Source organism: Pseudomonas sp. FBCC-B35 (assembly GCF_059133755.1).
Genome location: NZ_CP101439.1, coordinates 3,944,364 through 3,965,172, shown reverse-complemented (window position 1 = coordinate 3,965,172; position 20,809 = coordinate 3,944,364). Strand labels below are relative to the sequence as shown.

Below are 20,809 nucleotides of genomic sequence, written 5' to 3'. Positions count from 1 at the left end.
GACGCTCTGTGCAGCACTTTTCAGGACAGGCCCCATGCAATTGGACCGTGCCACTGGCTGGTTCCACGGAGACGGAATCACCCACTGCCCCTCACCGAATTTCAATGTTCGCCCGCAAGGTGAGCACATTTCTCTGCTGGTGCTTCACAACATCAGCTTGCCGCCGGCCAACTTCGGCGGCGGTTACGTCCAGGCATTCTTCCAGAACCGGCTCGATCCGAACGCACACCCCTATTTCGCCACCATCGAGCACCTGAAAGTGTCTGCGCACCTGTTCATCGAGCGTGGAGGCGCGGTGACCCAGTTCGTCTCGTTGCACGACCGCGCCTGGCATGCGGGCGTCTCCTGTTTCGACGGCCGTGAGGGATGCAACGACTTCTCGATCGGCATCGAGCTCGAGGGCACTGACCAGATACCCTATACCGAGGCGCAGTACCTGACCCTCGACCGCTTGACGCGTCACATCCGTAAGGCCTGGCCGGCCATTACCCCCGAGCGTATTCAAGGGCACAGCGACATCGCCCCCCAGCGCAAGACCGACCCCGGCCCTGCCTTCGACTGGGAGCGGTACCGCCAGGCGTTACAGCGCAATGAGGGCTGAAGTATGAGTTTTCTGGTATTGATCCTGGTGCTGTGGTTCGAGAAGTTTTCGGGCTTGCGCCATCTGGTCCAGCGTGACGGTTTCTTCCTTGGCGAACTGGTGCGCCTTGAGCGCAGAGGTGGGCTGCCTGCAGGGTGGGTGCTGGCCGCTGTGGTGCTGGCGCCGGTGGTGGTGCTGTCACTGCTGTTGCATGTGCTTGAGCCCGTTGCCTACGGCCTGCTGGCCTTGCCAGTGCATCTTCTGGTGCTGGTCTATAGCCTGGGGCGTGGCGATGCCAAGGCTTCCCTCGGGCCTTTGCGTGACGCCTGGCACAGGGGCGATGAACAGGCCGCGCTGCACGTGGCCGCACGTGACCTGGGGGTCGTGGCCGATGGGCCACGCAGCCTGCGCGAACGCCTGCAAAGCAGGCTGCTGTGGGAGGCCTATCAGGGTTTTTTCGCCGTCATCTTCTGGTACTTCCTACTGGGCCCGGCCGTCGCGCTAGCTTACCGCCTTCTGGCGTTGTGCCAAGCGCACAGTCAGCGACCCGCACTCCAGCAACGTGCCGAGCAGCTTCGCCACCTCATGGACTGGGTGCCGGTCAGGGTGGTGGCATTGAGCTTTGCTTTGGTCGGCAACTTCGTCGCCGTTGCCCGCGAAATGTTGCACGAACTGTTGAACTGGCATATCAGCGCCGCGCACCTGGTGGCCCGCATCGGGCGCATTGCAGATGACGGCAGTCATGCTGGCGCTGCCAGCGACGATGAAGGTGGGGCGCGGCGCCTGGATAGCCTGTGGGACCTGGTGCTGCGGTGTGGTGTGCTGTGGTATGCCGCTTTCGCGTTGTGGACCGTGTTGGCCTGACCACGTAGGCCGGGCCTGTGCGAGTCAGCCCAGGGCTTGCCAACCAAACAGCTCGCAGGCGTTGCGCGTGCTCGCTTCGGCCAATTGCTCGACGGGCACGCCCATCGACTCGGCCAGCGAGTGTGCGATGTCTGGCAGGTGCTCGGGGCTGTTGCGCACCCCAGGATGCATGACCGGCGCCATGTCCGGTGCGTCGGTCTCCAGCACCACGCTGTCGAGCGGTAAGCGGGCAACCGTACGGCGCAGCCGCACGGCCTGGGGCCAGGTCGCCGCGCCGCCCAGCCCAAGCCGAAAGCCTAGCTTGATGTACTCACGTGCCTCTTCGTAACTGCCGGCGAACGCATGGATGATACCCGCCCGCATCGGCCTGTAGCGCTTGAGGGCGGCAATCACCTGGGCGTGGCTGCGGCGTACGTGCAGCAGGGCCGGTAACTGGAAATCGCACGCCATTTGCAACTGTGCCTCGAATAACCGTTGCTGACGGACCTTGTCCAGTTCAGGCAGGTAGTAATCCAGTCCGAACTCGCCCACCGCACACAGACGGCCGTCGCCACGCAAGCGCTCCAACCAGGCACGCAACTGCTCGATGTGGCTGGGTTGATGCTCTTCAAGATAGACCGGGTGCAGGCCAAGCGCCGCCGCCAGGCGCGAGTCGCTGCAGGCCAAATCCCATACCCGCTGAAAGTTGGCCTGATGAACCCCCAGCACCACCATTCGCTCGACGCCTCGCGCGCTCGCGCGGGCCATCAGGCTCGGGCGGTCAGCGTCGAAGTCGGGGAAGTCCAGGTGCGTGTGGGTGTCGATCAGGCGCAGGTTCATGGCGCGTCGATTCGCTGCTTGAAGGTACGCGCTACCGCATGCACGCCGGGTTCATAGCGTTTGTCTTCGATTGCGGCAAGTGCCAGCTCCAGTGCCTTTGCGGCCATGTCACCATGACGCTGGGCCATGGCATTGACCGGCAGCGGCAAGAAATCGAGCAGTTGGTTGTCGCCGAAAGTGCCCAGCTGCAACCGGCGCGATTCGATGGGCTGGGCGTGCAGCGCGTCGAACACCCCCTGCAGGAGCACGTACGAGGTGGTGATCAAGGCATCGGGCAGGTGGCCCAGCTCATCGATCAATTGCTGCATGAGCCGCTGCCCGCACTCTCGGCTGAACGCTTCGCCCTGGTAGCGGCGCACCTCACCGGCAAAGCCCTGCAGCGCATCGTCGAAACCACCGGCGCGGGCCTGGCTGACCGACAGTTCAGGGCGTGCGCCGATCAGGGCGATGCTGCTTGGCGCGGTGCTCAACAGGCTGGCCGCCAGACGACGACTGGCATCATGGTCATCGCTGATCACCGAGCAAAAATACCGGGGGTCCAGGCCGCGGTCGATGGCGATGACCGGCAGGCCCTTGTCTTGCAGTTCGCGGTAGCTCTGGTCTTGCGGCGGTAGGCAGCTGGCGACGAACAAGGCATCGCAGCGGCGTGCCCGGAACAGCTGCTGCAACTGGCGTTCGCTGTCGGGCTGGTCATCACTGCTGGCGATCAGCAACTGATAGCCCCGGGCCCGGGCGCCTTGCTCAAGGCGCTTGGCAATACGCGCATAGCTGGGGTTCTCAAGGTCCGGGAGAATGAAGCCGAGCGTACGGGTGTGCCGGCTGCGCAAACCAGCGGCCTGGGGGTTGGGCGTGAAGCCATGGGCCTGCACCACCGCCTGCACGCGCTCCACGGTGCTGTTGCTGATGCGTTGCTGTTCGGCCTTGCCATTGATGACGTAACTGGCGGTGGTGACGGACACACCGGCCAGACGGGCGATATCGCTGAGTTTCACCGAGTTTTCCTTGTTATGACCAAAGCTGGCTGTGGGCGATGACCAGGCAGTTTGACCCTGATACCCCAGCGAGCGCAGGCGACCATTGTCGCAATTGTCCGACAGGATGGGGCTTTTTCATCGGCAGATTATCGAGTAACGTGGCCGCCTGGTCAGATTAAACGTTTCAGCCTCCTGATTTTCTGCATCTGCTGCCCACTGTGCAAGGCGGTTGAACTGGCCATTTCCGTGAATTTCACAACAATACTCCAGTACCCATCCGGGAACTGCAAAGGGAGAAGGTCATGCTCGAGCTCGCCAAGGAGCAGATAGCCATGGGCCAGACGGCCCCCGACAAGGCGCACGCATTGCGCCTGCTGGCGGACCGCCTGGTCGCCGACGGACTGGTCGCCGAGGGCTACCTGCAAGGGTTGCAGGACCGCGAGGCGCAAGGTTCGACGTTCCTTGGCCAGGGCATCGCCATCCCCCACGGTACGCCGCAGACCCGCGACCTGGTGCACACCACAGGCGTGCGTCTGTTGCAGTTTCCCGAGGGTGTGGACTGGGGCGATGGGCAGATTGTGTACTTGGCCATTGGTATCGCTGCGCGCTCTGACGAGCACTTGCGCCTGCTGCAATTACTGACCCGCGCCCTGGGCGAAACCGATCTGGCCGAGGCCCTGCGCCGTGCGGGCTCGGCCGAGGCCTTGCTCAAACTGCTGCAGGGTGCACCGCAGGAGTTGGCGCTCGATGCGCAGTTGGTCGCCTTGAACCTTCCAGCCGAAGATTTCGATGAGCTGGCCTGGCGCGGTGCGCGCTTGTTGCAGCGCGCCAACTGCGTGGACAGCGGCTTTGCTGCCGTACTGCAACAGGCAGAGCCGCTGCCGCTGGGAGAGGGTTTGTGGTGGCTGCACAGCGAACGTCAGGTTCGCCAGCCAGGGCTGGCCTTCGTCACCCCGGCACAACCTGTGCGCTACCGCGATCAACCCCTGACGGGTCTGTTCTGCCTGGCCAGCCTGGGGGCTGCCCACCAGGCCTTGCTCGAACGGTTGTGCGAAGTGTTGATCGAAGGCCGTGGGCAGATGCTTTACCAGGCCACCAGCAGCCGCGCCGTGCTCGAAGTGCTCGGCGGCGAGGCGCCTGCCGACTGGCCGAGCGCGCGCATCCTGCTGGCCAACGCCCACGGCCTGCATGCTCGCCCAGCCAAGGTGCTGGCGCAGCTGGCCAAACGTTTCGAGGGCGACATTCGCGTCCGCGTGGTCGACAGCGGTCAGCCTGGCGTGTCGGTGAAAAGCCTGAGCAAGCTGTTGAGCCTTGGCGCGCGCCGCGGCCAGGAACTGGAGCTGGTGGCCGAGCCTGCTATCGCCGCCGATGCCCTGCCTGCGTTGCTGGCAGCCATCGAGCAGGGGTTGGGTGAGGACGTGGAAGCGCTGCCGCTTGTTGCAGAGGCCCCTGCGCAGCCAGCAGTCGAAACGGCGAAGGCGCCGGCGGCCGGCAGCCGCGTGCAGGGTGTGGGCGCTGCCCCAGGTATCGCATGCGGCCCTGCCCACGTTGTGACCGAACGCACGTTCGACTACCCGCTGCGCGGCGAGTCGTACGATCAGGAACGATACAAACTGACCCAGGCCGTGGCTACCGTCAGTGCCGACCTTCAGGTGCTGGTGCAGCGCAGCGACGCGGCCATCGGCGAGATTTTCGTCACCCATCAGGAAATGCTGGCCGACCCGGCCCTGACCGACGACGTCGAGCAGCGCCTGGCCCAAGGGGAAAGTGCCGCCGCCGCGTGGATGGCGGTGATCGAATCAGCGGCCAGCCAGCAAGAAGCGCTGCACGACGCGTTGCTGGCCGAACGGGCCGCTGACCTGCGCGATGTGGGTCGCCGCGTATTGGCCCAGCTGTGCGGCGTCCAGACGCAGAGCGAGCCTGACCAACCTTACGTGCTGGTGATGAGCGAGGTTGGACCCTCCGATGTCGCCAGGCTCGACCCGGCGCGGGTTGCCGGTATTGTTACAGCCCAGGGTGGCGCCACCGCGCACAGCGCCATCGTCGCCCGGGCGCTGGGTATTCCTGCCGTAGTCGGAGCAGGCCCCGGCGTGCTGCTGCTCGAGAATGGCACACCGCTGCTGCTCGACGGCCAACGCGGTGTGGTCAACGTCGCGCCGCCAGCCGAAGAGCTGCAGCGTGCCCTGGCCGAGCGTGACGTGCGCGAGCAGCGTCTGCAAGCCGCCTGGGCCAACCGTTTCGACCCGGCAGTGACCCGTGATGGCCATGCCATTGAGGTCTTCGCCAACATCGGTGAAAGCAGCGGTATCGACAAGGTGGTGGAGCAGGGGGCCGAAGGCGTCGGCCTGTTGCGCACCGAACTGATTTTCATGGCCCACTCTCAGGCGCCGGATGTGGCCACCCAAGAAGCCGAGTACCGCCGCGTGCTCGATGGCCTGGACGGGCGCCCGCTGGTGGTGCGAACCCTGGACGTAGGCGGCGACAAACCGCTGCCGTACTGGCCGATCGCCGCAGAAGAGAACCCGTTCCTCGGCGTGCGCGGCGTGCGTCTGACCCTGCAGCGCCCGCAGGTGATGGAAGACCAACTGCGGGCCCTGCTGCGCGCCGCCGATCAACGCCCTTTGCGCATCATGTTCCCCATGGTCGGGCAGATGCACGAGTGGCGCGAGGCCCGTGCGATGGTCGAGCGCCTGCGCACGGAAATACCCGTGGCAGACCTGCAGGTGGGCATCATGGTCGAGGTGCCCTCGGCAGCCCTGCTGGCGCCGCAACTGGCGCGCGAGGTGGACTTCTTCAGCATCGGCACCAATGACCTGACCCAATACACCCTGGCCATCGACCGTGGCCACCCCAGCCTGTCCGCCCAGGCCGATGGGCTGCACCCTTCGGTCCTCAGCCTGATCGACATGACGGTGCGCGCCGCCCACGCCCATGGCAAGTGGGTGGGAGTGTGCGGCGAACTGGCGGCTGACCCGCAGGCCGTCGCGGTGCTGCTGGGGCTTGAAGTGGACGAGCTGAGCGTGGCATCGCGCAGCGTTGCCGAAGTCAAGGCCCTGGTGCGCCAGGCCGATTCCCGTACAGCCCGCGCCTTGGCGCGTGAGGCCTTGCAACAAGACAGCGCCGCCGCGGTTCGCGCGCTGGTGGAGCGTTATTGAATGGCCAAGATCCTGACCCTGACCCTTAACCCCGCCGTGGACATCACCATCGGGCTCGACAGCCTGCGCCCCGGTCACGTCAACCGCAGCCAGGCCCAGCACAGTCACGCGGCTGGCAAGGGCCTGAACGTCGCCCAGGTGCTGGCCGACCTGGGCCATAGCGTGACCGTCAGTGGCTTTCTCGGGCAGGACAACCTGCCGGCGTTCGAAGCGCTGATCGACTGGCGCGGCTTCTGCGATTGCTTCGTGCGCGTGCCTGGGGAAACCCGCAGCAACCTCAAGCTGGTCGAGGCCGATGGCCGCGTCACCGACATCAACGGTTTGGGCCCGGAAGTGGACGCGGCCGCTTGCGATGCCTTGCTGCGCCTGTTGCGCCAGCACGCGCTGGGGCACGATGCCGTGGTCGTTGCTGGCAGCCTGCCACGCGGGATCAGCCCTCAATGGTTTGGTGACTTGCTCGATGAACTCAAGGCGATGGGTTTGAAAGTGGCGCTCGACACCAGCGGCCAGGCGCTGCGCGTCGGTCTGCAAAGCCTGCCATGGCTGGTCAAGCCCAATACCGAAGAATTGGGCGAAGCCCTGGGCACGCCCGTGGACGATGTCGGCCAACAGCGACTGGCTGCCCGCCAGCTACTGGACGAGGGCGTCGAGCATGTGGTGGTGTCGGCCGGCGAGCACGGGGTGCGCTGGTTCGCCCGGAACTTCACCCTGGTGGCGGTACCGCCCAAGGTGAACGTGGCCAGCACGGTCGGTGCCGGGGACTCTCTCGTGGCCGGCATGGTCCACGGGCTGTTGCAGGGTGAGGCCGCGTCGCGCACCTTGGCCCGCGCCACCGCCATCGCCGCACAGGCCGTCACCCAGGTGGGTTTCGGCATCAATGACCATGACCAGTTGGCCCGCCTGCAAGCCGCCGTGAGCCTGACAGAACAACAAGAGGGTTGCCAATGAACATTGTCATTCTCACCGCCTGCCCCAATGGCCAGGTATCGAGCCTACTCAGCGCTCGCCTGCTGGCGGCTGCGGCCCAGCGCCGTGGCTGGACCACCCAGGTCGAGGTGCAGGATGCCGAGCATCCCGAACGACAGCTCGACGCAGCACAGATCGCTGCCGCCGACTGGGTGCTGGTGGTCAGCACCGGCCCGGTGGACCTGAGCCGTTTTGTCGGCAAGCGTGTGTACCAGAGCACGCCGTCCCAGGCATTGGCTGACCGCGAAGGCTTTCTCGACGAAGCAGCCGCCAATGCGCAGCCGCTGACGGCCGTAGCACCGGATGTCGCTACCCGCGATGAAGTGCGCATCGTTGCAGTCACTGCGTGCCCGACTGGCGTCGCCCACACCTTCATGGCGGCCGAAGCCCTGCAACAGGCCGCGCAGCAGATGGGGTACCAGCTCACTGTTGAAACCCAAGGCTCGGTCGGGGCACGCAACCCGCTTTCGGCCGAAGCCATCGCAGCGGCCGACGTGGTGCTGCTGGCCGCTGACATCGAGGTGCCCGCCGCGCGCTTTGCGGGCAAGCGCATCTACCGCTGCGGTACTGGCATTGCGCTCAAGCAGGCCCGCGCCACCCTGGACAAGGCGCTGGCCGAAGCCAAGGTGGAGGAGGGTGGGGCTGCTTCGGCCAGCGCCGCCGCCAGCAAGGGCGAAAAGACCGGCGTCTACAAGCACCTGCTGACCGGTGTCTCGTTCATGCTGCCCATGGTCGTGGCCGGGGGCCTGCTGATCGCCTTGTCGTTCGTGTTCGGCATCGAAGCCTACAAGGAAGCGGGGACGCTACCGGCTGCGCTGATGCAGATCGGCGGCGAAGCGGCGTTCAAGCTGATGGTGCCACTGCTGGCCGGTTATATCGCCTGGTCCATCGCCGATCGGCCGGGGTTGGCCCCAGGCATGATCGGCGGTCTGCTGGCCAGCACCTTGGGCGCCGGCTTCATTGGCGGCATCGTGGCAGGCTTTCTGGCCGGCTACAGCGCCAAGGCCATTGCCCGCTGGGCGAAGCTGCCCAGCAGCCTGGAGGCGCTCAAACCGATCCTGATCATTCCTTTGCTGGCGAGCCTGTTCACCGGGCTGGTGATGATCTACGTGGTGGGGCAGCCCGTGGCGGCCATGCTTGAAGGCCTTACGCGGTTTCTCGACAGCATGGGCACTACCAATGCGATCCTGCTGGGGCTGCTGCTCGGTGGCATGATGTGCATCGACCTCGGCGGGCCGATCAACAAGGCCGCCTATGCGTTCTCGGTAGGGTTGCTGGCCTCTTCGAGCTATGCCCCGATGGCGGCCACCATGGCCGCTGGCATGGTGCCGCCGATCGGCCTGGGCCTTGCCACGTTCCTGGCCAGGCGCAAATTCGCCCAGAGCGAGCGGGAGGCAGGCAAGGCAGCGTTGGCGCTGGGGCTGTGCTTCATTTCCGAAGGGGCCATTCCATTCGCCGCCAAGGACCCGCTGCGAGTGATCCCGGCGAGCCTGGCAGGGGGCGCGCTGACCGGAGCGTTGTCCATGTACTTTGGTTGCAAGCTCATGGCGCCACACGGTGGCCTGTTCGTTCTGCTGATCCCGAACGCCATCAACCATGCCGCGTTGTACCTGTTGGCGATTGTCGCAGGCAGCTTGCTGACGGCGGTGGTGTATGCGCTGATCAAGAAGAATGAAAACGTCGAGTTGATGGTGGCGCCGGCCAAGGGGTAGGGTTGCTCAGCGGCAAGCCTTCTCGGCTACGGATGCCGTTCATCGGGCTTGCTGGCTTGCACATGAAGTGCAAGGCGATCCGATGAATACGTCAACTCCGACATTACGCGATCACTGTGGGATCGGCCTTGCCGGGGCGCTCCTACAGGGAGCGGAGTCAGCGCTACACCGTGCCGTCCCGTGAGGGCGCGGTCGGCCAACCCGCTCAACAGCCATGCTTGCGCCGCAACGGCGCCAGCAGGTCAGCCAAGCCGTTATGGTCGACCTCATGCATCAACGCCAGCAACTCCCCTAGCTCTCCCGTGGGAAAGCCCTTGCGCGCAAACCACGCCAGGTAATCGCCCGGCAGGTCGGCAATGATCCTGCCTTGGTATTTGCCGAACGGCATGCTGCGGGTCACCAGCAGTTCGAGACGTTCCGGGTTGAACATTTTCGTACTCGTCATAAAGACGCCCACCATACTGCAAACTGCACGACCCACCTAAGCGGATCATGCAGAACGCGATGCATAGCAATTTGCCTTTATCTTTTAAGGTAATGATTTACAAGGGTTTATTTTTTTTGGAAAGCTGGCACGAAGGCTGCTCCTGTCTACTCATCAACCCTCAAGGAGTTTGAGTCATGAGCGATACCAACAAAGACGTGATCGATATTCTCAACGACCTGATCGAATACAGCAAAGACGGCCAGAAAGGCTTTCTGAAATCGGCAGAAGACGTCAAGAATCAATACCTCAAAGGCTTCCTGACCGAGCGCGCCACTGGTTGCGGCGAAGCTGTTAAGGAGCTTCAGGACGAGGTCCGTAAATTGGGCGGTGACCCGGAGACGTCCACCAGCTTCACCGGTGACCTGCACCGTGCCTGGATCGAACTTAAGACAGCCTTCACCAGCCATGATGACGAGGCGGTGATGAACGAGACCGAGCGTGGCCAGGACTATGCCCTGAAGGCGTACCGTCAAGCCCGTGAAAAGCTCGTCAAGCTCAACGTCCCTGCCGCAGCAAGCAGCCTGGACCTGGTCGATCGTCAGCTCCAAGGCGTGCAGCAAAATCATGATGAAGTAAAGGCGCTGCGTGACAAAGTCCGCGCTCATTCCTAAGTGACCGGGCCTTCTACCCGGTTGCGGCCGTTGGCCTTGGCCCGGTAGAGCGCTTCATCCGCCCCATCCAGCATGGCTGCAAGGTCTTGCTGGGTGTGTGCGTTGAGGCTGCCAATACCGATGCTCACCGTGACCGGTTGGGTATCGTTACCAAAAGGTGCGAGTCGTGCGACGCTGCGGCATATTCGTTCCGCCAGCATCCGTGCCCCTTCCACGTCGGTTTCCGGCAGTACCACCTGAAATTCCTCCCCGCCATACCGGGCGGCCAGATCGGCCGGCCGACGGATACAGGCCTCGATGGCCTTGGCCACTTCGCGCAGTACATGGTCACCGCCCGCATGGCCGTGGCGCTGATTGAACGCCTTGAAATGATCCACATCCACCATCAGCACCGTCAGTGGTTGGCGCGTACGCTGTGCACGTGCCCATTCAAGGCGCAGCACTTGGTCCAGGTGCCGGCGGTTGGCCAGGCCGGTCAGGCTGTCGGTCGCGGCCAAGGTCGCCAGGCGCTGTTCAGCCTGGAAACGGCGACGCAGCTCGCGACTGAGCAGCCAGGTCAACCAGATGATGCCCGCACACAGCAGCCCGGTGGCAACGCTGACCAGCAGTGCCGTACGGCGCCAGGACGCGAACACCTCGTCGGTGGCATGCACCACCAGCACGATCAGCGGCAAGTCGCCCACGCGGGCAAAGGTATACATGCGCTCGCCGTCATCCCCGGCGGAGGCCGCGACGAAGCTGCCACTCTGCTGCCCGAGTATTCGCTGGAAATTGGGTTTGCCGGCATGCTGGCTACCGACCGATGGATCGGAGGGGCCCATGGGCTGGCGGGCCAGAAGCTGGCCTTCGACGTTGAGCAGGTTCACGCTGCTGTTGGCGCCGATATCCAGGCGTTTGAACAGATCGGTAACGTAGCCAAGGCGCAGCGCGCCAGCCGCGATGCCTGCGAAATCACCGTTCGGGTCGGTGATGCGCCGGCTGAAACTGATGCACCAGTCCAGGTCGCCCAATCGGGCCTTGAACGGCGGCCCCACCAGCAGGGTGGTGTTGGGGTTGTGCAAATGGGTCTGGAACACGCCTGTGTCCCGGAAGTTGGCCTTGCGCGGTACGCTGCTGGTCGAATCGCCTACCACGTCACCGTTGCTGTTCAGCCACAGTACATCCCCACGCTTGCGGTCGGCGAAGGTGTCATCGAACAGCAGCCGCTGGCGCAGTGGGCCGGGTACGGAGGGCAGCTCCTTGCGGCCTACCGCCCAGATCAGCCTTTGCAGGGCCTGATCGTAAAGCTCGACATTGCGCAAAATGTCACTTTCGATCAATTGCACGATGTTGTTGGCCGAGCGTACGGCCGATTGCTCCACGCTTTCACGCTCGCGCATCAGCAAGTAGCTGACGATGGCCACGATGGCGAACACGGCCAGGCAACTGCCCAGCACGAGAGCAAGTTCGGGGTGCGACCGGGAAGGGGGGAGGCGTAACGGTGAGGTAGGCATGGTCGCGACTGCTGGGGGCCATTTGCGGCGGCGACATTCTAGGCAAGTGAAGATTGTCGGACAAGTTCGTCCGACGGAATTACCGTGCGGCAGGGGTTCCCCTGCCGCGCTGATCAGCCAGTGATTGCAGTGACTGTCAGAACACGTTCAAGGGATAGTCGACAATCACGCGCATCTCGTCGTTGTTGCTGTTGCCGTCAATCGAGGCGTAGCCCTGGCCGCCGCGGTGCGTGGCATACCGTACCAGTACCGAGAGGTCTTTGAGGTCGCCTTCCTGGAACACGTACTTGATGTCCAGGTCGCGTTCCCAGTGCTGGGCATCCTTGCCATCGGCCCGGTAGTAATCGTAGTGGCTGTTGCCCTGGGCGGCCTTGGTCAGGTCGGCCTTGCCCCGCGAGTAAGACAGCGATGCGCTCAAGCCGGGCAAGTCGAGGCCGGCGAAGTCGTACCCGTACTGAAGTTTCCAGGACCGCTCGTTCGGCGCGTTGAAGTCCGAATACATGCGCGAGTTGTCCAGGTAGACGCTGTCACCGAGGTTGATGTAGTCGAACGGGGTATCGCCGTTGACCCGCTGATAGGCGGCCGTCACGGTATGGGCGCCCGCATTGAGTGTCAGGTGAAGGCTGTAGGTATTGTTGTCGATGCTGCCCAGCAAGGCCCGGCCTGTGTCTTGCGTGTGATAAAAGTGGGCGCCAGGGTTGAGGCTGACCTGCTCGTTGACCACGTAGGTGTAGTCGAAGTCGGCGTAGTACTGGTTCCAGATGTCCTTCAGTTCGGCCGCATACACGCTGGTAGTGATGTTGGGTGTACCGCTCCAGGCTGCGCCCGCCCAGCTCAGGTGCTTGCTCTTGCCGCGCTCATCCAGCGAGCCATAGTAGGTATCGATACGGCGGTGGCCGCTTTGGTTGTAGGGCTTGGTGAAACTGACCTTGCCACCCTCAAGCAGCAGCCCCTCGACGCTGGTGTTGATCAGGCTGATACCCCGGAACGTCTGCGGCAGCATGCGGGTTTCGCCACCGGCGATCACGGGGTTGGTCAAGAACAGGTCGCCGGCCTTGAACTCGGTATCCAGCGCCTTGAGCTTGAGCGCCGCGCCTGCTGTGGAAAACGAATGCGGGGCAGCGCCCAGTTCGCCGTCGCCTTTCACATGTGTAGGCAGAATGCTGGTGCCTGCATGACCACCGCCACCGTCCAGCTTAACCCCCAGCATGGCGTGCGCGTCGAGACCGAAACCGACAATGCCTGGCGTGTAACCGGATTCGAAGCGCGCCACTGCCCCTTGACCCCATTCCCGCGTATCGCGTGCACCCTGATTGTGGGAGTCGCGGTTGAAATAAGCATTGCGCAGGTGCAGGTTCAACGACGAACCCGCTATGAAACCCTCGGCATTGTCATCGGTGGCCTGGGCCGTGACGGGAATACTTGCACTGAGCGCAATGAAAAGCGGGGTGAAGCGAAACGCGAAAGACACCGGTATTGACTCCTTGATCGGTAGGCGGGGCAGTGCTTGTTGTAGGAGATGGTCATGCTTGCTGCATGACGAATCTGCCAGGGGAAAACCCAGCGCATACGAAAAAAAGCCGCTGATAGGGCAGCGGCTTTTTAGAGGCTAACATATTGAAACAGATGAATCCCATGGCGCATGTTGAACGCGCCGAGGCGTAGGCTCAGCTGTCGGCGTCGGTATCGACAACCGCTTTGGACGCTGTCTGCTGCGAGGCTTTGACCGTCTCGGCATGCTGGGCGGTCACTGTTTCGCGGGCGTCCTGATGGGCCGCTGCGAACTCGGCGTTGCGGGCCACGAATGCAGGCGACTCTTCGGCCATGGCCAGGGGGGACAACAACAGGGACGACAGGACGAACACGCTGGCAATACCCATACTGTTGGACATTTCTAACTACCTTCTTGCGGTGCAAGTGCTAATGAGGACAGGGGTAAAGTTAGTCGTGTGAAGGCAGTTTAAACAGAGCGAAGTTGGATAAGCACTGTTGCGTAAAAGGTAAGTATCGGGGCTGGAATGGCGCAGATTGTCGTTGAAATGCCCGGTTTAGAGCCTTGTAGCGTGACGAAAGACAAGGCGCTCAGTGGGCGGTGTGAACACACCCTGTGAAAGGATCACCGAACCTTGTGAGTCGCGAAGCTGCGTGGCACGGCCACTGCGTAGGCCACTACAGCCGCAGCGGCGCCCCTGACCGGCTAAAACGGGCTGACGGTGTTAAAGCCAACATCACCCGTCCTGCCCCTAGAACCCGATAAAAGCGTAATAAACCGGTGGCTGGTCAGTCACCTGCACCCCAAGTGCCTGTAACTGGGCCTGCAATACAGCGTCTTCGACATGCAGAGCCCAAGACCCCCCTGTGTCCTGAGGATGCTCTGCAAGGGCTGTGGCAAATGCCTGCATGTCAGGCAGGTAGGCCGTGAAGCCGTTGCCCTTGAGCGCGCTGGTGGTCATGCCCAGTGCTTGGCAGACCGCCACCTTGGCCGCAATGTCTTCCCTGTCTGCCTGCCGAGAGGCCTGCACCAGCGCCTGCAACTCGGCATCGACCAGCTGTGTGCCGTGAATCAGCTCAGGCCCCTGTTGCCAGGCCTCGGGTGGGCAATCCTTGCTCTCGGGCCGCAAGGGAATGTGCGGGTTGATTTCAACCGGATAGATCCTGCACACCAGTGGGCGCTGGTCGTAAATGGCGCACAGGTCGTTGTCGTCCAGGTAGCGGCAACGGCCAGGGTTGAAGGCCGCGAAGGTCACCGACACCCGAACCTGGCCGTCGGCACTGGGCACGGCATGAGAGCGCAACAGCACATGTTCGCGTTGCTCAGGGGGCATGCCAGGGCCGTCCACCACGAATGCCTCTAACAGCACTATCACCTGCCCGCCGTCACGGGCCCAGCGCTGCGACTCGGCCAGGGTCAGGGGCACATGGTGGCCGCTGCAGCACTTGCCGCAGCCGGTGCAGGCGAAACGCAGGCTATCGCTCACTTGGTTTGCGGGCTCCATTCACTCACATACGCCCGCTGTTGCTTGCGGTCATACAGGCACAACTCGGTACCGGTTCGCTGCTTCATGTGCTTTTGCGGGTACAGGCCTTCGACCAGCAGGGCGCTCATGCCGGTCTGGTCGTCGAATTCGGCGGGCTTGCTACGGGCATGGGCGTTCTTGAACTGGCTGGCAGCCAGGCAGGCCTTGAGCATTTGCTGGCGGTGCTCGTTCCAGGCCTGGTTGCTGGAAGCCTGGACGAGGCCGCTGAACAGGGCGCAACTGATCAGGATGAGGCTGATACGTTTCATGCGTGGCTTCCTGTTGGTTGCGAAAGGGGTATGGAAGTATGCCCCAGTCAGTCCGAGGGGCAAACCCGCTGCCGTGTGGGCAGGTCAGCGCTCGGCGAAGACCACCGCCCGCGCCGCCACCACCAGGCAGTCGGTCAACTCCGGGGACGAGAACTTGGTCAAGATGGCATTGGCCCCGGCCTGGGTCGCCTTTTCGCTGCTCATGGCGCTGTCCAGCGAGGTGTGCAGCAGCACATACACGTGCTGGAAATCCGGGCTTTCGCGCAGGCTGCGGGTGAAGGCATAGCCGTCCATCTCGCTCATCTCGATGTCCGAGACGATGACATTGATCTCCTGCGCCGTGCCTTGCAGCTCCAGCAGAATGCCGATGGCGTCCTTGGCACTGCGGGCGGTGCGGCATTCGATCCCCAGGTTGCGCAGGGTATGCACCGACTGTTGCAGGGCGACGTTGCTGTCGTCGACCACCAGGATGTTGGCGGCAGCCAGCAGGCTGGCGTCCTCGACGCTCAGGCCACTGGCGGGCAATTCGACGGGGGGCGGGGCGATGCCGTGAATGACCTTCTCGATGTCGAGCACCTGCACCAAGGTGTTGTCCACGCGGGTGACGCCCGTGATGAACGACTGTTTGCCCGCACCGTACGGCGGCGGTTTGATGTCGGTGCTCAGGCAGTGCACGATGCGGCTGACCGCTTGCACGTGCAGGCCCTGGCGTGAGCGGCTGATCTCGGTGACGATCAAACACCCGCCGTTGGGGTCGGCCAGCGGTTGCTCGCCAATGGCGCGGGACAGGTCGATCACCGACAGCGGATGCCCGCGCAAGGTCGCCACGCCTTTGACATGCGGGTGGGACTCGGGAAGCTTGGTCAGCGCCGGGCACGGAATGATTTCGCTGACCTTGAGCAGGTTGATTGCCATCAGCTTGCCGCTGCGCAGGGTGAACAACAGCAGGGACAACGCGTCCGCGCGGGCATTTTGCTTGGCCATGGTGACCTTCGGTGGGGAACAGGGGATGACAGGTTATCGGCCTGTTCCGTAAAGGCTTTAGGGGCGCTTGCGCTAACGCTCGCGCAAGGCTTCCTTGGCTCGGTTCAGGGGTTTGATGAGGTAGTCGAGTATCGTCTTCTCCCCGGTGCGAATATCCACCGTGGCGATCATCCCTGGCACGATTGCAAACTGCTTGCCGGCCTTGTTCTGCAGGCTGTCCTGTTCGGTGCGAATGAACACCCGGTAATAGTAGATTTCAGGTTTGACCTCGTCTTGCAGAGTATCCGGCGAAATCCCCACCACCTTGCCGTCCAAGCCGCCATACACCGAGTAGTCGTAGGCGCTGATCTTCACTTTGGCGGCCTGATCGGGGTGAATGAAGGCAATGTCCCGTGGCGCGATGCGGGTCTCGATCAGCAGGCGCTCATCCATCGGCACGATCTTCATCACCTGGCCACCTGGCTGCACCACACCGCCCAGGGTGTTGACCTCGATGTCCTTGACGATACCCCGCACCGGCGAGCGCAAGGTCAGGCGCGTCAATGAGTCGCTGCGGCCACGGATTACCTCCGACAGGCTGTCGGCCTCGGCGCTGGCCTTGGCCAGTTCCTCCCTGGCCCGCACCAGATACTCCGAGCGTGCCTCGGTGGCCTTGAGCTCCAGTTCCGAGCGCTGGCGGTTCAGGCGGATGACCTCGACGCGGCTGGAAGCGCCCATCTTCGCCAGGTTTTCGGTGATCTTTAGCTCGCTGCGCACCAGCCGCAGCGAGTCCTCGATACCGGCCAGCGTCTGCTCAAGACCACGGCGGCGGGTGGTGTACAGCGCCGTCTCCGCCTCGATCAGCTCGGGCGACTCGCGCAGACTAGCCGGGAATTTCAACGGCTTGCCCGTGACCTCTGCCTGCAGGCGCGCCTGGCTGGCCTTGGCGGCGCGGTACTTGGCTTCGCTTTCGCCCACGCTTGATGATGTCTTGGTCGGATCGAGCTGGGCCAGGACCTGGCCGCGCTCGACCAGATCTCCTTCGGCCACGCTCATCTGCGCGACGATCCCACCTTCGAACGACTGGATCACCTGCTCACGGGAGCTGGGGATGACCTTGCCCGTGCCGGTGGACACCTCGGTCACCTCGAACCAGGCCGCCCAGGCCAGGAATGCCGCCAGCATCACCGCGCACAGGGTGATCAGGCGCCCAGCCCGAAACACCGCCTGGTCATCCTGACCATCGAGGTAAGAGGCGGGAAGTTCATGGTTGCTCATGCCTGCGCTCCTTGCAGTTTGGCCAACGCGGCGTCGCGTGCGTCGTTGATCACGATACGGCCGCCGTCGAGCACCAGGATGCGGTCCACCCGCTGCAGCACGCTCAACCGGTGGGTGGCGATCACCAAGGTGCGGCCCTGGCAGAAGCGATCCAGGTTATCCAGCAACCGGCGCTCGGTGATGTCATCGAGCGAAGCGGTGGGCTCGTCCAGCAGCAGCACCTGCGGCTGACGCACCAGCAGCCGCGACAGCACCAGGGCCTGGCGCTGCCCACCGGACAGGCCCAGGCCGCCTTCGAGGATCAGGTGATCCATGCCTTTGGGCAGGCGACGCACGAAGTCCAGCGCACCGGTGGCCGACAGCGCCGCCACCAGCTCCTGATCGCTGGCCTGGCCGGCGCCCAGGGTCAGGTTCTCGCGCAGGGTGCCGTGGAACAGCCTGGCGTACTGGGCCAGCAAGCCCACGTCACGGCGCAGGTCGGCCGGGTCCAGGTGCGCCATGGCGATACCGTCCAGGCTCACCTCCCCCTGCATCAGGTCCATGCTACCGGCCAGCGCCTGCAGCAAGGTCGACTTGCCAGCGCCGTTGCGGCCGAGCACGGCAATGCGCTCGCCCGGGCGAATGTCCAGCTGCGCGATGTTGAGCACAGGCGGCGCCTCTTCGCTGTAGCGGAAGGTGGCCTGGCGCAAGCGGTATTCACCACGCAGGGCAGGCATGTGCACCCGTGCCTCGCCTTCGGGGTGGTCCACTGGCGACTGCATCAGCTTGTCCAGCCCTTGCAGGGCCACCTTGGCCTGCTGCCAGCGGGTCAGTACATGGGTCAGTTGGGCCAGCGGCGCCATCATGCGCGAGGCCAGCATGGAGGCGGCCACCAGGCTGCCAGTGGTCAGGTCGCCGGCGATCACCATGGGCGCGCCGATCACGATGACCACGGCGAATACGGCCCCTTGCACATTCTGCGTCCAGGCCACCAGCCCGTTGGTGAGGGTGCGCAGGCGCAGGTTGGTGTGGGCGCAGGCGGCGTTGTACTGGTTCCATTGCCGCTCGAAACGCGCTTCGGCTTGCAGGGCCTTGATCTCGTCCAGGCCCTGGATGCTCTCGACCAGCATGGCATTGCGCAACGAGGACTCACGCATCGAGGCATTGGCCAACCGTGCCAGGCGCCGCTGCGCGAGCAAGCCCGGCACCACCATCGCCACCAGGGCCACGATCGGCACGAACACCAGCACGCCGCCGATCAGCCAGAACACGAACAGGAACAGCAGGAAGAAGGGCAGGTCGGCCAGTGCCGTCGCGGTGCTGGAGGTGATCAGGTCGCGGATCGACTCCAGCTCGCGCAACTGCGAAATGAACGAGCCGGTGGACTTGGGCCGCACCGAGTTGCGCAGGCGCAGGGCGTGGCCATAGACCAGGTCGCTGACGCGCAGGTCGGCCCGCTTGCCCAACAGGTCGGTGACCTTGAGACGCAGCAGGCGCATGCTGAAGTCGAACACCAACGCCAGCACCACGCCGCCAAACAGCACATACAAGGTCGGCAGTGATTCAGCCGGAATCACGCGGTCGTAGACCTGCATCGAGAACAGCACCCCGGCCAGCGCCAGTACGTTGGCGACCAGTGAGGCGATCATCACTTGCCCGTACGGGCGCAGATCGCGCAGTACGATACGGGCGAACCAGTGCCGGTCGTACGGGGCGGTGTAGTCATCGGTGCGCACATCGCGCAGTGGCCGTGCGGGGCGCAGCAGTGCAACGCGGGTGATCCTGCCTTGCAGCGCATCGCGGGGCAGGCGCGAGGTCAGCCCTTGATCGCCTGCGAAGACCACCGCCAGGTCGTCCTCCTGGGTCACCGACTCGACCACCGCCAGTTGGCCGTCATCGAGCTCCAACACCAGCGGCGTGCGCCATTGCCGCAAGCCTTTTGCGTCGAAACGCACGAAGCGCAAGGCCAGGCCGGCTTGTCGGGCCATGTGGCGCAGGATTTCGTCCAGGGGGCGGGCATCCTCATCGGCGGCCAGGCGGATGCGCTGGGGTGACACGTCCAGACGATAATGGTGCGCGACCTGCAGCATCACCTCCAGCCAAGGGCCGAGGTCAGCGCGCGCGCTGGTGGCAGGCGCCGGGGCCTGGGCCGGTTCGGGCAGCGTCACATTGACCGGATCGCTCATGGCTGAATCTCCACACCTTGCAGGTTACGCCCCTCGAGGCCGAAGGCCGCCCGCAGGGCGCCCGTGTTGTAGAGGCAGTCCACGTCCAGACGCAGCAGGTCGGAACGGGTGCCGGCCAGTTCGAAGCGCGACTGGTGGATTTCCTGCTCGGCATTGAGCAAGTCGAGCAGGGGGCGCGTGCCCAGGTCCAGGTACTGGCGGCCATAAAGCATTCGCGCTTCCTGGATGCTGTCCTGGCGGGCCTCGAGCGAGTTCAGGCGGCGCCCCAGGCCCGCTGTTTGTGCGGTGGCCTCGGCCAGGCCGCGACGGGCCTGCAGGCGCGCGGCATCCTCGGCCGAATCGGCGGCCGTCAGGGCATAGCCGGCCGCGCGGCTGCGGGCACTGATGGAGCCGCCCTGGTAGATGGGTACCTCCACGTTGAGGTAGATACCGGCCTGGGTACGGTCCAGGCGCGAGTTGTCACGGTTGTAGTCGTTATCCAGGTAGTGGTTGACCTGCGGCTGCAACGACACGGTGGGGTAAGCCTCGGCCTTGGCCTGGGCCAGTTCGGCCTGGCCCTGGGCACGTTGGGCAAGCGCCATCAGTACCGCTGGCAGGCGCTCGTCGCCCTGACTCGGGCGCTTGCAGGCCTGGGCCAGTTCCTGAGGCGGTCGTTCGTCCAGAGAGACCGGCGTGGCACGTCCGAGCAAGGCCGCCAGGGTCGAGCGCCAGCGCTCGTACTGGGCGCTGTATTCCTCCAGCACGGCGCGGGCGCTTTGTACCCGCGATTCTGCCTGGACCACGTCAGAGCGGGTGCTGGCGCCCATGTCGCTGCGCTGGCGAGCCATGTTGGCAATGTCGCCCACCCCGCGGATCTGGTCACTGGCAATGCCGATCAGCTGCTCATAGCGGCGCGTTTCGATCCAGGCATAGGCCGTGTCGCGGGCCAGGTCATCGACCACCAGCAAAATATTGGCCTGGGCCCGGGCGGCTGCGGCCTGGGCAGCGCTGACCGCATGATCGACCTTGCCGAAGTCGTACAGCATCTGCTTGAGCGACAGGTTGATGGCCTGGCTGCTGCGGTCACCGCCGTACCCGGTGTCATAGCCGGTACGCAGCCCACCGGAGATCTGCGGGTAATAACCTGCACGGGCGACGTTGATACCTTCGCCTTGCTTGTACAGGTTACCGATGGCCTCGGCGATGCTGGGGTGCCATTGCGCGGCCTGCAACACGGCCTCGGACAACCCCAAGGCCTGCGCGCCGGCTACCGGGGCCATGCCCACGGCAGGCCTTGCCGGTACCGCTTCAGGCGCGTCCCTGAGCAGGGACGGCCCGATCTGGCGTAATGCGGGGTCTATGTCATCGGCGGCCTGGGCCGCCGGTTGAAAATTCAAGACCAGGAGCCCGAAGGCTCCCAGCAACCACGGTGACAGCGTACTGCTTGGTTTCACAGAGTGTCCTTACTGCTGATCAT

The 20,809-nt window shown here is 64.1% G+C and carries 18 protein-coding genes; 6 read left to right on the top strand and 12 right to left on the bottom strand.

Annotation, left to right across the window (positions count from 1 at the left end; genetic code table 11):
• Nucleotides 1–34: 34 nt before the first annotated feature.
• Nucleotides 35–601 (top strand): 1,6-anhydro-N-acetylmuramyl-L-alanine amidase AmpD, encoded by a 567-nt coding sequence (ampD, locus tag NMB38_RS17995; protein WP_027916585.1) that lies wholly within the window; start codon nucleotides 35–37, stop codon nucleotides 599–601.
• A gap of 3 nt (nucleotides 602–604) precedes the next feature.
• Nucleotides 605–1,444 carry a regulatory signaling modulator protein AmpE gene (gene ampE, locus NMB38_RS17990; protein ID WP_236167495.1) on the top strand — a complete coding sequence of 280 codons (840 nt, stop codon included), beginning with the start codon at nucleotides 605–607 and terminating at the stop codon, nucleotides 1,442–1,444.
• 24 nt (nucleotides 1,445–1,468) lie between these two features.
• Here the strand turns inward: ampE and NMB38_RS17985 are convergent, their stop codons facing one another.
• The gene (locus NMB38_RS17985) at nucleotides 1,469–2,257 is read right to left on the bottom strand and encodes a TatD family hydrolase (protein ID WP_027916583.1); all 789 of its coding nucleotides are present in this window, start codon (nucleotides 2,255–2,257) and stop codon (nucleotides 1,469–1,471) included.
• A 2-nt stretch (nucleotides 2,258–2,259) separates the two neighbouring features.
• Nucleotides 2,260–3,255 carry a catabolite repressor/activator gene (gene cra / locus NMB38_RS17980; RefSeq protein WP_023534675.1) on the bottom strand — a complete coding sequence of 332 codons (996 nt, stop codon included), beginning with the start codon at nucleotides 3,253–3,255 and terminating at the stop codon, nucleotides 2,260–2,262.
• Nucleotides 3,256–3,539: 284 nt separating this feature from the next.
• Between cra and ptsP the strand changes: the two genes are divergently transcribed.
• From ptsP to NMB38_RS17965, 3 genes are read left to right on the top strand one after another with little or no spacing between them, the layout of a single operon-like run.
• Nucleotides 3,540–6,392: a phosphoenolpyruvate--protein phosphotransferase gene (gene ptsP / locus NMB38_RS17975; protein ID WP_254286865.1), complete on the top strand. Its 2,853-nt coding sequence runs from the start codon at nucleotides 3,540–3,542 to the stop codon at nucleotides 6,390–6,392.
• Entirely contained in the window at nucleotides 6,393–7,340 is a 948-nt protein-coding gene (gene pfkB / locus NMB38_RS17970; protein ID WP_345956381.1) for a 1-phosphofructokinase, read from the top strand.
• Nucleotides 7,337–9,070, top strand: coding sequence for a PTS fructose-like transporter subunit IIB (locus NMB38_RS17965; protein WP_254286864.1), 1,734 nt, complete (start codon nucleotides 7,337–7,339; stop codon nucleotides 9,068–9,070). The genes pfkB and NMB38_RS17965 overlap by 4 nt, the downstream gene beginning before the upstream one ends.
• A gap of 205 nt (nucleotides 9,071–9,275) precedes the next feature.
• On the opposite strand, the gene NMB38_RS17960 is transcribed toward NMB38_RS17965, so the two are convergent.
• Nucleotides 9,276–9,500 (bottom strand): DUF3820 family protein, encoded by a 225-nt coding sequence (locus NMB38_RS17960; protein WP_027916579.1) that lies wholly within the window; start codon nucleotides 9,498–9,500, stop codon nucleotides 9,276–9,278.
• Between the two features lie 191 nt (nucleotides 9,501–9,691).
• On the opposite strand from NMB38_RS17960, the gene NMB38_RS17955 reads away from it, so the two are divergent.
• A complete protein-coding gene (locus tag NMB38_RS17955; protein WP_254286863.1) occupies nucleotides 9,692–10,168 on the top strand; it encodes a PA2169 family four-helix-bundle protein in 477 nt (158 codons plus the stop codon).
• Here the strand turns inward: NMB38_RS17955 and NMB38_RS17950 are convergent.
• The 9 genes from NMB38_RS17950 to NMB38_RS17910 all read right to left on the bottom strand — a co-directional run bounded on the left by NMB38_RS17950 (nucleotide 10,165) and on the right by NMB38_RS17910 (nucleotide 20,786).
• Nucleotides 10,165–11,661 carry a sensor domain-containing diguanylate cyclase gene (locus tag NMB38_RS17950; protein WP_140175049.1) on the bottom strand — a complete coding sequence of 499 codons (1,497 nt, stop codon included), beginning with the start codon at nucleotides 11,659–11,661 and terminating at the stop codon, nucleotides 10,165–10,167. The genes NMB38_RS17955 and NMB38_RS17950 overlap by 4 nt on opposite strands.
• Before the next feature lie 136 nt (nucleotides 11,662–11,797).
• Nucleotides 11,798–13,132: an OprD family porin gene (locus NMB38_RS17945; RefSeq protein ID WP_027916576.1), complete on the bottom strand. Its 1,335-nt coding sequence runs from the start codon at nucleotides 13,130–13,132 to the stop codon at nucleotides 11,798–11,800.
• 196 nt (nucleotides 13,133–13,328) lie between these two features.
• A complete protein-coding gene (locus NMB38_RS17940) occupies nucleotides 13,329–13,553 on the bottom strand; it encodes a hypothetical protein (protein ID WP_027916575.1) in 225 nt (74 codons plus the stop codon).
• Nucleotides 13,554–13,904: 351 nt separating this feature from the next.
• Nucleotides 13,905–14,639, bottom strand: a complete 735-nt coding sequence (locus NMB38_RS17935) for a YkgJ family cysteine cluster protein (RefSeq protein WP_027916574.1) — start codon at nucleotides 14,637–14,639, stop codon at nucleotides 13,905–13,907.
• Nucleotides 14,636–14,947: a hypothetical protein gene (locus NMB38_RS17930; protein ID WP_027916573.1), complete on the bottom strand. Its 312-nt coding sequence runs from the start codon at nucleotides 14,945–14,947 to the stop codon at nucleotides 14,636–14,638. Before NMB38_RS17930 ends, NMB38_RS17935 begins: the two co-directional genes overlap by 4 nt.
• An 84-nt stretch (nucleotides 14,948–15,031) precedes the next feature.
• Nucleotides 15,032–15,931 carry a chemotaxis protein gene (locus NMB38_RS17925; RefSeq protein WP_027916572.1) on the bottom strand — a complete coding sequence of 300 codons (900 nt, stop codon included), beginning with the start codon at nucleotides 15,929–15,931 and terminating at the stop codon, nucleotides 15,032–15,034.
• 72 nt (nucleotides 15,932–16,003) lie between these two features.
• Nucleotides 16,004–17,188, bottom strand: coding sequence for an HlyD family type I secretion periplasmic adaptor subunit (locus NMB38_RS17920; RefSeq protein ID WP_023534727.1), 1,185 nt, complete (start codon nucleotides 17,186–17,188; stop codon nucleotides 16,004–16,006).
• The gene (locus tag NMB38_RS17915; RefSeq protein WP_132579076.1) at nucleotides 17,185–19,353 is read right to left on the bottom strand and encodes a type I secretion system permease/ATPase; all 2,169 of its coding nucleotides are present in this window, start codon (nucleotides 19,351–19,353) and stop codon (nucleotides 17,185–17,187) included. The genes NMB38_RS17920 and NMB38_RS17915 overlap by 4 nt, the downstream gene beginning before the upstream one ends.
• A complete protein-coding gene (locus tag NMB38_RS17910) occupies nucleotides 19,350–20,786 on the bottom strand; it encodes a TolC family outer membrane protein (protein ID WP_494354850.1) in 1,437 nt (478 codons plus the stop codon). Before NMB38_RS17910 ends, NMB38_RS17915 begins: the two co-directional genes overlap by 4 nt.
• Nucleotides 20,787–20,809: the final 23 nt, after the last annotated feature.

Bases quoted from the DNA above. Each gene is read 5' to 3' on its own strand.
- NMB38_RS17960 (WP_027916579.1), bottom strand. From the start codon at position 9,500: ATGTTCAACCCGGAACGTCTCGAACTGCTGGTGACCCGCAGCATGCCG.
- NMB38_RS17940 (WP_027916575.1), bottom strand. From the start codon at position 13,553: ATGTCCAACAGTATGGGTATTGCCAGCGTGTTCGTCCTGTCGTCCCTG.
- NMB38_RS17965 (WP_254286864.1), top strand. From the start codon at position 7,337: ATGAACATTGTCATTCTCACCGCCTGCCCCAATGGCCAGGTATCGAGC.
- NMB38_RS17955 (WP_254286863.1), top strand. From the start codon at position 9,692: ATGAGCGATACCAACAAAGACGTGATCGATATTCTCAACGACCTGATC.
- NMB38_RS17915 (WP_132579076.1), bottom strand. From the start codon at position 19,353: ATGAGCGATCCGGTCAATGTGACGCTGCCCGAACCGGCCCAGGCCCCG.
- pfkB (WP_345956381.1), top strand. From the start codon at position 6,393: ATGGCCAAGATCCTGACCCTGACCCTTAACCCCGCCGTGGACATCACC.
- ampD (WP_027916585.1), top strand. From the start codon at position 35: ATGCAATTGGACCGTGCCACTGGCTGGTTCCACGGAGACGGAATCACC.
- NMB38_RS17930 (WP_027916573.1), bottom strand. From the start codon at position 14,947: ATGAAACGTATCAGCCTCATCCTGATCAGTTGCGCCCTGTTCAGCGGC.
- NMB38_RS17920 (WP_023534727.1), bottom strand. From the start codon at position 17,188: ATGAGCAACCATGAACTTCCCGCCTCTTACCTCGATGGTCAGGATGAC.
- NMB38_RS17950 (WP_140175049.1), bottom strand. From the start codon at position 11,661: ATGCCTACCTCACCGTTACGCCTCCCCCCTTCCCGGTCGCACCCCGAA.
- NMB38_RS17925 (WP_027916572.1), bottom strand. From the start codon at position 15,931: ATGGCCAAGCAAAATGCCCGCGCGGACGCGTTGTCCCTGCTGTTGTTC.
- ptsP (WP_254286865.1), top strand. From the start codon at position 3,540: ATGCTCGAGCTCGCCAAGGAGCAGATAGCCATGGGCCAGACGGCCCCC.
- ampE (WP_236167495.1), top strand. From the start codon at position 605: ATGAGTTTTCTGGTATTGATCCTGGTGCTGTGGTTCGAGAAGTTTTCG.